The 9635-nt window shown below is 46.7% G+C and carries 7 protein-coding genes; 2 read left to right on the forward strand and 5 right to left on the reverse strand.

Features of this window, described 5'->3' with window-relative positions; translation table 11 throughout:
• Positions 1-433: 433 nt before the first annotated feature.
• Complete coding sequence (gene mscL, locus QUA13_RS30120; protein WP_194067975.1) at positions 434-871, forward strand: large conductance mechanosensitive channel protein MscL; 438 nt, start codon at positions 434-436, stop codon at positions 869-871.
• A 607-nt stretch (positions 872-1478) separates the two neighbouring features.
• On the opposite strand, the gene QUA13_RS30125 is transcribed toward mscL, so the two are convergent.
• From QUA13_RS30125 to QUA13_RS30145, 5 genes are all read right to left on the reverse strand, one after another.
• Entirely contained in the window at positions 1479-2789 is a 1311-nt protein-coding gene (locus tag QUA13_RS30125; protein ID WP_333204483.1) for a dihydrolipoamide acetyltransferase family protein, read from the reverse strand.
• A 173-nt stretch (positions 2790-2962) separates the two neighbouring features.
• Positions 2963-3403: a YlqD family protein gene (locus tag QUA13_RS30130; RefSeq protein WP_172186046.1), complete on the reverse strand. Its 441-nt coding sequence runs from the start codon at positions 3401-3403 to the stop codon at positions 2963-2965.
• Between the two features lie 165 nt (positions 3404-3568).
• Positions 3569-5518, reverse strand: a complete 1950-nt coding sequence (locus QUA13_RS30135) for a long-chain fatty acid--CoA ligase (RefSeq protein WP_333204475.1) — start codon at positions 5516-5518, stop codon at positions 3569-3571.
• 11 nt (positions 5519-5529) lie between these two features.
• Complete coding sequence (locus tag QUA13_RS30140; protein ID WP_333204477.1) at positions 5530-5682, reverse strand: hypothetical protein; 153 nt, start codon at positions 5680-5682, stop codon at positions 5530-5532.
• A gap of 3 nt (positions 5683-5685) precedes the next feature.
• Positions 5686-5889, reverse strand: coding sequence for a hypothetical protein (locus tag QUA13_RS30145; protein ID WP_333204479.1), 204 nt, complete (start codon positions 5887-5889; stop codon positions 5686-5688).
• Positions 5890-6413: 524 nt separating this feature from the next.
• Between QUA13_RS30145 and QUA13_RS30150 the strand changes: the two genes are divergently transcribed.
• Entirely contained in the window at positions 6414-9560 is a 3147-nt protein-coding gene (locus tag QUA13_RS30150) for an ABC transporter transmembrane domain-containing protein (protein WP_333204481.1), read from the forward strand.
• Positions 9561-9635: the final 75 nt, after the last annotated feature.

Here is a 9635-nt window from a genome sequence, read left to right on the forward strand (position 1 = left end):
TTGAGCCAACATTCTCATGAAACTACTGCTCGATCGAACCCTCGATCGATTTATGAATGATTTGCGATCGCTATAGAGGCTCAAAACCTTTGCACCTTGGTTGTTCGTCTCTGGCTAAATTTGGGAATTCACCAATAAACCTACTATTTTTCAAGCTGTGTAGCCTCGTTTTTCCACTGCGTACACTTTTTCAGCAAGCCCTAAGTAGAAATTATTGACAAACGTCTTCAGATGAAACCCTTGCATGACTAGGCTTTCAGAGATAGCGTGAAAAGTAAGGACAACATCCGTTGCACCAAAAAGTCGCGCCACTCCGTTCTTAGATTGAACCCGATCGCCTTTGACCAGTTTGTTTGGTTTAAAATATAATAAAGTTTTTCCTGAATCATGAGAAAATAAATTTTACTGGCATATCTATAGGGGAACATCCATCATGGCAAGAAGTAGTAGCGGATTTTGGAGCGATTTCTGGAAGTTTTTAGTTCAGGGAAATGTCCTTGAACTGGCAGTTGCCGTCATCATTGGTGGAGCCTTTGGAAAAATCATTGATTCTTTAGTCAAAGATATTATTACTCCCATTCTTCTTAATCCTGCTTTAACGGCTGCGGGAGCTAAAGACCTGGAAAGTTGGGCACCAGGAGGTATAAAATGGGGTGTTTTCCTGGCATCTGTAATTAGTTTTGTGATTATCGCCTTTGTTATTTTTCTATTACTCCGAAGCGTAGAATCTGCAAAAAAAAGATTAATTCGTCGGCAAGCAGCAGAAGCAGAAGCAGAAGTTGCACTTGTTGATGCTGCTACTCTCAACCAGGAAAAGATGACAGAAGTTTTAGAACGCTTAGCAAAAGCATTGGAATCGCGTGGTATTTAGAGCCTACGTAAGTAACCAAACGAAATTAATTAGATAAAGACTCTTTATGTTGTAAGGCTTTCAGGGGATTTTTTGTGTGATTAATTTTGTACAACTACTTAATACTTGATTTTTAGGGGATGCAGGCAAAAGTTTAGGCTGTTATCTCCTTTTTTGCACGCTCACACTAAAGATATTTCAAAAGCCTTCTTTGCGATTTCGTAACCGGCATCCTGAATCCAAAGTTTGGTGGTGATAAACAGTATTTTTCATAATTTTTCTTTTACGTGTTTCCGAATTGCGTGCTTTTTTAACGCTGAGAAATTACACGTTATTAACGTTCAATTTGGAGATGCTTTCTTTATTATCGAGGGTATGGCTGTAGGCATAGTTCAGGCCTGTAGAACCCATTTGACATCTATTCCAGACTTATTACCACAACTAGGTTTGGGGCGAATCAGTAGAATCCTAAATTTAGGCTAGAATAGTTGCCCTGTAAGGATTTTACAAAAGATGTCAAATGGGTTCTATAATAATAAAAATCCTTTTTGCAATACTGAGATGTTCCCGACTGAAGTCCTGACTACGAACCTCAGAGTAAGGTTTGTAGTCAGGACTTTAGTCCTAATTAAAGTGTCAAAGATTGAGGATTTGTCTCGATCAATTTCGCTAAATCTTGCAAGAAAGACGCCGCATCAGCACCGTAAATCACTCGGTGATCGCAAGTAATATTCACCTGCATTTGGCGCTTCACTCCCATCAAGCCTTCCTCGTTTGCCACTACTTGCGGCCGCGAAGAGCCGATCGCCAAAATCGAGCCTTGATTCGGCGGCAAAATAGCGTCAAACTTGTCTACTCCAAACATTCCCAAATTGGAAAGAGTGAAAGTACCCGTGCTGTATTCATCAGGCTTCAACTGCTTGGTGCGGGCGCGATCGACTAAATCCTTCCAAGTGCGCGAGAGCGAATAAATATCGAGGCGATCGGCATTTTGCAGCACCGGCGTAATCAAACCGCCGCCGTCCATCGCCACCGCTACCGCCACATTAATATCAGCGCGGTATTGAATTCCCGACTCCACATAACAAGCATTCAGCAGAGGATGTTTTTGTAAAGTTACTGCTACTGCTTTCGCCAGCATAGCCGTCATCGTGACACCTTTCGACTTAATTTGTTTGTAGAGTTTGTCCAGATTATCAGTAGTAATTGTGTAACCCACGCGGAAAGACGGCACGCTCAAACTTGCTTCCATATTCCGCACCACCGCATTTTGCAGCGCGTTCATCGGTACTCTTTGGCCGGAAAGTGCCACCGCCGGGACTGGTGCGGGTGCGGGTTTGGCTGCTGCGGGGGCGGGTGCGGGTGCGGGTGCTGTGGGTGCTGCGGGTGCGGGTGCTGCGGGGACTGTTACCGGTTGCTGAACCGGAGCGGGTTGGGCTTTCCCGGCTGCTGCTTCCACATCCTCTGCGACAATCCGGCCGTTGGGCCCGCTGCCTTTGATAGAATTCAAATCTACTTTAAATTCTTTAGCTAACTTGCGAGCGCGGGGAGAAACGACGCTGCGGCCGTTTTGGCGGCTGACATTTTGCTGCAAACCTGCTGACGATGTAGCTGCGCTGACAGGAGCGGGGCTGGGAGCGGGGGCTGCTGCTGCGGTTGGGGCGGGGGTTCCTTGCTGCTGAGCGGTGGCGATTTCAGCTTCTGTTTCTGCTACCAGGGCGATTGCCGCTCCCACCGGAGCAACTTCGCCCGCTGGTACGATAATTATTGCTAAATAACCTTCGTAGAAAGACTCCACGTCCATGTCGGCTTTGTCGGATTCAACAACCACCACCGTTTCACCTTTTTCTACTTTGTCTCCGGCGGATTTGACCCAGGAAACAATTTTGCCCTCTGTCATGGTAGAGCTCAGGGCTGGCATGAAAACTTCGCGAATCATCTGTAAAAAGTCCTTTTGAGTTGGTAATAGGTAATCGGTATTTGGCAATTGATAATTGGCGATCGGCCACCGGCAATACTTATTATTATGCCAGTCTCTCGCATTCTTGATGTGTGACTGTTGACTGAAAATCAATTGCCAATTACCGATCGCCAATTACCACTTACCAATTTCTAAATATCACCTCGAATTTCTTCGACTATGCCGTCGCGGAGGAGAACTTCTACTTGCATTTTTTGAATCAAGTTTTCTCCCAGCCCGACAGTGAACGTGCCGTCAATTTGACCTTGACTCACTTCTTGTTCGAGGTCTAGCACCTGCACTTGCTGAAGCTGTTGCAGGTTTTGGTTTTTCTGTTCTAGCAGTTCGCTTTTTCTTTGATTCACCTGCACTTGAATGTTTTCTATTTGCTGCATTACTTGCGGGCCTGGGGGGTGCAGGTTTTGCTTTTGGATTTCTGAAACCATCCGCTGCCCTTGCATTTCTAACTGTTGTAGCTGAGAGTCTATTTGGTTGATTTGGGCTTGGAGTTGCTGTTGAGCTTCTTCTTTCCAGCGGGGAGTAACGACGACTTTAACGTTAATCGATCGCTTCAAGAGTAATTGTGGTTCCATAAAGTTGTTGATTGTCAGTTGGGAATTAGAAATTAGACATTAGTCATTAGTCATCAGTCATTAGTTGGTAAATATTTCCTAATGGCTGAGGACTGAGGACTCGGACTCGGGACTCGGGTGTTGGGATAATTTTTTCTTTTCCATTCCCCAAGTCCTGCGAATATTTCAAAACATTCCGTCAATCATATCGCGGTAGTGTTCCGTCACAACCGGGCGCTTAATTTTCAGGGTCTGGGTCAACATTCCATTTTCCATCGAAAATTGCTCCCGAATCAACCGGAACGGGCCAATCCGATCGTCCGCGCGGTATCCGGGGCGATTTTGCACCTCTCGGTTCAATTCTTTGCGGAATAAATCTTGAATTGTCTTGCTATTCCAGTCAATTTCGTGTAATGGGGGATTCTGAGTTTCTGCCCATTTCTGCACGGCTTCTTGATTGGGGACAATTAAGGCGCCGAGGGATTTCTGGTCTTGACCTACTAGCATAATTTGGTCGATGTAGGGGCTGCGGAGGCAGGCGTCTTCTATGGGCTGGGGTTCGATGTTTTCGCCGTTGCTGAGGACGATCGTATCTTTAGCCCGCCCGGTCAAGATTAAGTCGTTTCCCGGTGTCAGCCAGCCCAAATCGCCGGTGTCGAACCAGCCTTCGGGGTCTATGGCTTTGGCGGTAGCTTGGGGATTGAGATAATAACCTGCCATGATTTGCGGCCCGCGGCCCAATACCAAACCGCGCTGGCCTGTGGGCAGTTGCTGTCTGGTTTCTGGGTCTACTATTTTAATTTCCGTATGGGCGATCGGCTGTCCTGCGGAACCTTTAAGATTGTGCCAAGGGCGGCGGACGGTTAAAACCGGCGATGTTTCGGTTAAACCGTATCCCACCAACAAGCCGATATTCGCTATTTCAAAGAAATTGTCTATATGCGCCGCCAAAGAACCGCCGCCGCTAATTGCCCACTTAAAACTTCCTCCGGTAGCTTCCCGGACTTTTTGGTAAACCAGTTTTTCGGCGAGGGCGTGTACGGGCGACAACAGAATGCTTTTGGTGCGGGCGATTAGTTTTTCGGAAGCAGAAGCCGGTTTCAAACTGAGAGTTAATCCTTGGAAAATGCGGCGGTTCTCTATGTATTGCTGGCTGGCAGATAACAGGAAATTAACCAATTTTTGTTTGTTAGGTGGCTGTTCCCGAAATTGCTTTTGTACTGCCTCGTAAATCGATTCCCAGATGCGCGGAACGCTGACCATGTACTGGGGTTTGTAAGTTTTAAAGTCTTGTTTGAAATAGCGAATATTGGTGTAAATTTGCGTGCATCCCTGGGAAAGCAGGAAGTATTCGACGCTGCGTTCGTAGGCGTGCCAACTCGGCAGAATGCTGAGGACGCCCTCGCCGGCTTCGGGCTGGAGAATTGTGCCCAAGGTGGTGAGTTGGTGCAGCAGGTTGCCGTGAGTCAGCATGACGCCTTTGGGTTTGCCGGTGGTGCCGCTGGTGTAGAGGAGGGTGGCGAGGGTTTGAGGCTTGTGGTTGGAAGGTTTGAGGGGACGGTTGGCCCCTGTGGTCATCACTTGGGAAAATTTGACTGTGCTTAGGGTTTGGCTGGTTTCCGGTTCTTCGTCGGAGAGGAGGACGATGAGTTGAATGGGTAAATCGGGGAGGCGGTGTTGCAGTTTTTTCAGTAATGCAAGGTTTTCGAGTACCAAGGCGGTGCTGCCGCTGTCTTGGATGATGTACAGGAGTTCTTCGGGGTCGGCGGTGGCGCCTCGAACAACGTTGGCGGCCCCGGCCATCATGATACCTTGGTCGGCTATCAGCCAGCGGGGGCTGTTGTCTGCGAAGAGGGCGACTCGGGGAGGGACTGCTTCTTCGGGATTGGCTTCAATGCCGAGGGCTTGGAGGCCGGCGGCGAATTGCTGGATTTGTTGGTAAAGGTCGGTGTAGGTTAGCTTAATTTCCGGCTTGGTGTGGGGATCGTGGAGGGCGACGGTTTGAGGTAATCGCTGTTTGACGATCGCCCAAATTTCGGGTATCGATCGAATGGAAGTGTAATCGATGAGCTGGCTGAGGTTAGCGCGTTCAATGTCGCTCATTTGAGAGTGGGCGTCAGGTGCGGGGCGGTTCATAGTTATTTTGCTCAGTTGTGCGCGATCGAAGTATTTGGTGTGAATTTAGCATCTCTACCTTTCTGCATAATAGCCTTCTGCATAATAGCCTTCTGCATAAAGAAAGAGAATTTGACGATTTTTCCGCAGGGAATTGCTTCTTGCTTCTTCCTTCTTCCTGACATCCGTTACATCCGTGACATCCGTTGCACAATTCGTTGCCGAACTTCCTTCTTCGATGGGACTTCTTGCGGATCTCCGTTACATCGGTTAAATCCCGTAGACTGCTTCGTTGCCGAACTTTCTTCTGTTTTAGTAAAAAACCCGGTTTCTGCGTCGGCTGCAAAGTTGGTGCGTCCGCCAGCGGTGGGTTCCCTGAATCGAGACTCCAACTTCTTTGTTTAAATCCCGCTAAATACCCAGGCTCAATTCTCAATTAGTTTCTCGAATTCCTGCTACAAATTAGCATTATTTCTTTACGTTAATCCTTCTAGAACGCACAGATTATCGAGAATTGAACGTTTTTAATATTTAATTAAGCTGTCTGCGTGTATTTACGGTTACAATTACAAGCTGTGTTCGCTTATCTTTACAGAATCTTCACAATTATGCGCGAAAATACCGCTTAATTATAAAGATTCTGTAAAGATGACCGTTAAACTGTAGTCATTCTAGCTATTTTGTACGCTATGATTGGAGCCAGAAAAACCACACTTACGTAATAACCGTACTCTACTAAAAAAACCCCTAATTCCGACATTTTAAAACTTGTCAAAAAATGTTTGAAATAAAAGGTTTTGGCCCCAGGACTCCAACAGCATTTTTGAGCCAGCTAGGTAACACTAAAAAAATTTTGAACCGAACCTAGTTAGTTGTCGGTCAAGAAAGTTGACAGAAAATTTTAACAGGGGAATCTATGAAAAACAGTTTAGGGATACCGAATTACTTCGCTCATTCCCAAGCGTCATCACCGACTGTTCAAGCTCTTCAAAAACTATTGGAGGAAATCGGTGCAGAACAGACATTAATTGCAAAATTTAATACAGCCTGTGAAATTTGCGAGTTTCAGCTCGGAGATGAAATTACCCAATATCAAACCGCAGATAATACCAACAATTTACTTGAACAAAAAGAAAACGATAGCAATTTTTATTTAGTTTGCGAGGGAAGAGTCAGGCTGCTAGCATTAGAAGCCTCTCAACAGCAGGAAATTTCGGCGGTGGTACTGGAACTCGGAGCAATATTTGGGACAGAAAAGCTATTTATTGAAACCGGACTGCCTTACAGGGCTATTGCGGCCGGTACTTGCCAAATTGCTCGAATTGCAGCAAGCAAATTGCAGCTTATTTTAGAGGAATTCCCCCAACTGCAACAGCACTTGCAGCAAGAATTCCAACATATCCAGCGGTTAATATTTTTCAAGACACAAACAGATTTGCGATCGCTCGCTCCCCACCAACAACAGCTTCTGTGGCCTCACTTACTTCCTTACATAGAAGAAAGCCGAATTCCTGCCGGAGTTTCCCTCGTTGAGCACTGCCAAAAATTTACCAATCATTTTTGGCTCTGCAGCGGTCAAATTCAAGGTGAAGCACCGCCAATTATTGGTAGTAGCTGGGGGCATTCAGAGCTGCGGAGCGACTGGAAAGCCGCAACAAACCTGCTAATTTACCAGCTTAGCGCCGAACAGTGGGAAATCGCCAAAGCCACAGTTAGTTCCGAAAGCAATTCCCGCCCTAAAATCATCCGCAAACCTCCGATTTTAAGCTTAGTAACGCTGCCAAAAGATGCCAGCTCCACCTCAAAAACCGAGCAGTCAAAATTAACAGATGTCGAGCAGCAAAAAGCTGTAGGCGGAATCATCAGATTCCCAAAACCCAAGCAGCGCAGATGGTTAAGCAGCGGGCACCCATTCATTCAACAACAGAGTGCCGCAGATTGCGGAGCAACCTGCTTAGCCATGATTAGCGAATATTGGGGTAAGAAATTCAGCCTGAATTACTTGCGCGAATTGGCAGAAATCGGTCGCAGCGGCGCCTCGCTCAAGAGTCTGGCAAAAGCAGCGGAAAGGATGGGATTTCAAACCCGTCCCGTGCGAGCTTCTTTAACTCCGCTGCGCAATCAAAATCCCTGGATCGCTCACTGGCAAGGCAATCACTACGTTGCAGTTTACCGCTTTAAAAATCAACAGGTTTTAGTTGCCGATCCGGCGGCAGGGAAGCGGTGGATGAGCATTAAAGCTTTTACCGAAAATTGGACTGGGTACGCCCTACTTTTAGACCCGACAGCGGAGCTGTATCGCAATCACAGTGACGAACATAAAGGCATCAAAATTCAAAATTTTGTCGGCATAGTCTGGCCCTACCGCGGTGCGATCGCCCAAATTTTGATTCTTTCCTTGTTAATCCAAATATTTGGGTTAGTTACTCCCCTATTTACCCAAGTAATTTTAGACCAAGTGGTTGTCAGCAAAAGCGTAGTAACGCTGCACGTTTTTGCGATCGGGCTGCTGCTGTTTAGTGTTTGGCGATCGCTGTTGGGGGCAACGCGACAATATTTGCTGGATTATTTGTCGAACCGCATTGACCTGACTTTAATTAGCGGCTTTATCAGCCACACTCTCAGTTTGCCGATCAAGTTTTTTGAATCTCGTCAGGTAGGCGATATCTTGACGCGGGTTCAGGAAAATCAAAAAATTCAGGCGTTTTTGACTCGCCAAGCTATTACGGCTTGGTTGGATGCTTTGATGGCTGTAGTTTACATCGGACTGATGGTTTACTATAACTGGCGTCTGGCTTTGTTGGTGCTGGCGTTGATTCCGCCGATCGTGATTTTGACTTTAGTGGCAACTCCCTTTCTGCGAAAAGTGTCGCGGGAGGTTTTTACCGAAAGTGCTAAGCAAAATTCATCTTTGGTGGAAATGATTACTGGGGTGGCGACGGTTAAGGCAACTGCTGCTGAGCGAGAAATGCGCTGGCGCTGGGAAGACCAATTAACCTGCATGATTAATGCTAAATGTCGCGGGCAGAAGTTGGCTAATTCTTTGCAGGTGATCGGGGGTGGGATTAATACTTTGGGGAGTACGGCTTTGCTGTGGTATGGGGCAATGCTGGTGATTCAAGATGATTTGACGATCGGTCAATTTGTTGCTTTTAATATGATGATTGGGAGCGTCATTTCTCCTGTGCTTTCAGTCGTGGGACTTTGGGATGAGTTTCAAGAAGTGCTGGTTTCGATCGAGCGTTTGGATGATGTATTCTCGGCCCAACCTGAAGAAAGCCCTTACAAGCCAATGTTGGTGCTGCCTCGCATTCAGGGAAACGTCAAGTTTGACAATGTTTCTTTCCGCTATGCTCAGGATGAGGAACGCAATACGCTGCAAAATCTTTCCTTTGAGGTGCAAGCTGGAGAAACTGTGGCAATTGTCGGCCGCAGCGGTTCCGGTAAGAGCACTTTGGTAAAGCTGCTGCAAGGTTTCTATTATCCAGAAAAAGGGCGGCTGACAATTGACGGCCACGATATTCGGCACATTTCTTTGCAGTCGCTGCGAGTTCAGTTGGGTGTTGTTCCTCAAGATTGTTTCTTGTTTTCGGGAACGATTTTGGAAAATATTACGCTGTATAAAAACGGAAACGATGCTGCTTCTGCAAGCTTGGAAGAGGCGATAGAAGTGGCGAAGCTAGCAGAAGCTCACGCTTTTATTCAAGATATGCCGCTGGGTTATCAAACTCCTGTGGGGGAAAGGGGAACAAGTTTGTCTGGGGGCCAGCGACAACGAATTGCGATCGCCCGCGCTCTTTTGGGCGATCCCCGAATTTTGATTTTGGACGAAGCAACTTCTTCCCTGGATACGGAGTCTGAGCGCAGGTTCCAGCAAAATCTCGCCCGCATTAGTCGCGATCGCACTGCGTTTATTATCGCTCATCGGTTGTCTACGGTGCGTAATGCCGATCGAATTTTAGTTCTAGACAAAGGCATTTTAGCCGAACAAGGCAACCACGACGAATTGATGGCTGAACGCGGACTTTACTATCACCTCGCTCAGCAACAACTCGATATTTAACAACAGTTCGGACATATTTTGGGAGAGTCAGGCTCTGAGAGAGCCGTATTCTAGGAGTTTTCGGTAGTTTGGATT

It is taken from the genome of Microcoleus sp. S28C3 (assembly GCF_036700785.1).
Lineage (GTDB): Bacteria > Cyanobacteriota > Cyanobacteriia > Cyanobacteriales > Microcoleaceae > Microcoleus > Microcoleus asticus.

What these genes read in the sequence shown, in the direction of transcription:
- mscL (WP_194067975.1), top strand. Translation starts at nt 434, where the DNA reads ATGGCAAGAAGTAGTAGCGGATTTTGGAGCGATTTCTGGAAGTTTTTA.
- QUA13_RS30125 (WP_333204483.1), bottom strand. Translation starts at nt 2,789, where the DNA reads ATGATTCGCGAAGTTTTCATGCCAGCCCTGAGCTCTACCATGACAGAG.
- QUA13_RS30130 (WP_172186046.1), bottom strand. Translation starts at nt 3,403, where the DNA reads ATGGAACCACAATTACTCTTGAAGCGATCGATTAACGTTAAAGTCGTC.
- QUA13_RS30135 (WP_333204475.1), bottom strand. Translation starts at nt 5,518, where the DNA reads ATGAACCGCCCCGCACCTGACGCCCACTCTCAAATGAGCGACATTGAA.
- QUA13_RS30140 (WP_333204477.1), bottom strand. Translation starts at nt 5,682, where the DNA reads ATGTCAGGAAGAAGGAAGAAGCAAGAAGCAATTCCCTGCGGAAAAATC.
- QUA13_RS30150 (WP_333204481.1), top strand. Translation starts at nt 6,414, where the DNA reads ATGAAAAACAGTTTAGGGATACCGAATTACTTCGCTCATTCCCAAGCG.